Source organism: Streptomyces sp. NPDC048352 (genome assembly GCF_040651895.1).
GTDB lineage: Bacteria > Actinomycetota > Actinomycetes > Streptomycetales > Streptomycetaceae > Streptomyces.
In genome coordinates, this window is the sequence record NZ_JBEZKZ010000170.1 from 1 (window position 1) to 1551 (window position 1551).

Below are 1551 nucleotides of genomic sequence, written 5' to 3' on the forward strand. Positions count from 1 at the left end.
TCATCGAGCAGACCCGCCGCCACGCCGCCGTCGCCGCCCTCCTGCGCGTCCCCCACGTCGTCCTCGCCGTCAACAAGATGGACCTCGTCGGCTACCAGGAGTCGGTGTTCGCGAAGATCGCCGAGGAGTTCACCGCTTACGCCTCCGACCTGGGCGTCCCGGAGATCACCGCGATCCCGATCTCGGCCCTGGCCGGCGACAACGTCGTGGAGCCCTCGGCCAACATGGACTGGTACGGCGGTCCGACGGTGCTGGAGCACCTGGAGACCGTTCCGGTCAGCCACGACCTCACCGCCTGCCCGGCGCGTTTCCCGGTGCAGTACGTGATCCGCCCGCAGAGCGCCGAGCACCCCGACTACCGCGGCTACGCCGGCCAGATCGCCTCCGGCGTCCTGCGCGTCGGCGAAGCCGTCACCGTCCTGCCGTCCGGCCGCACCTCGGTCATCGAGGGCATCGACGCCCTCGGTGAGTCCGTGGACATCGCCTGGGCGCCGCAGTCGGTGACCCTGCGGCTCAAGGACGACATCGACATCTCGCGCGGCGACCTGATCGCGCCGGCCGCGAGCGCCCCGGCCACCACGCAGGACGTCGTCGCGACGGTCTGCCACGTGGCCGACCAGCCGCTGGCCGTGGGTGCGCGGGTGCTGCTCAAGCACACCACCCGCACGGTCAAGGCGATCGTCAAGGAGATCCCCTCCCGGCTGACGCTGGACGACCTGTCGCAGCACCCGAACCCCGGGCAGCTGGTGGCCAACGACATCGGCCTCGTCGTCGTGCGCACCGCCGAGCCGCTCGCGCTCGACGCATACGCCGACTCGCGCCGCACCGGGTCCTTCCTGCTGATCGACCCGGCCGACGGCACCACCCTGGCGGCCGGCATGGCGGGCGAGTCCTTCGCCTCCAAGGCCGAGACCACCGTCCAGGCGGATGACGAAGGGTGGGACTTCTAGATCATGCTCGGCGACATCTACTCCACCTTCGCGAAGGAGGGCGGCCGCGTGGGCAGCGGCGCCCTCGGCAGCGGCCAGGGAGGGGTGGCGCGATGTGCGCGATGACGTACGCGCACCGCATGCGCGCCCTCACCCCCCACGAGCCGTACCCGCCCTCGCTCACCAGACGAAGACCTGCGCCGTAATCCCACGGCGCGTCGAGAGGAAGCCCTCCCGTGCCTGCCACCGGTTCCACCCGTAAGACCCTGCTGGCCGCCGCCCTGCCGCTGCTGATCGGCGCCCTCGCCTCCTGCGGCTACGGGTCCCAGGCCGACAAGCCCGCCCACGGGGACGACAAGCCGGCCAACGCCGCCGCCGACGGCGGCCCGAAGCTCTCGGCCTCCGAGGTCCGGATCGGGTACTTCCCGAACCTGACGCACGCCACCGCCCTGGTCGGCCTCCAGGAAGGCCTGATCGAGAAGGAACTGAACGGCACCAAGGTCAAGCCGCAGTCCTTCAACGCCGGCCCGTCCGAGATCGAAGCCCTCAACGGCGGCTCTCTCGACATCGGCTTCATCGGCCCCTCGCCGTCGATCAACGGCTACGTGAAGTCCAAGGGCTC

Annotated in this window: 2 protein-coding genes; both read left to right on the forward strand. The window is 71.0% G+C overall.

What is annotated here, in order from left to right:
- The coding region (locus AB0D45_RS34835; protein ID WP_362466728.1) for a GTP-binding protein at positions 1-950 on the forward strand (950 nt) is incomplete at its 5' end.
- A gap of 215 nt (positions 951-1165) precedes the next feature.
- Positions 1166-1551 (forward strand): ABC transporter substrate-binding protein (locus AB0D45_RS34840; protein ID WP_362466731.1); only part of this gene is annotated, 386 nt, incomplete at its 3' end.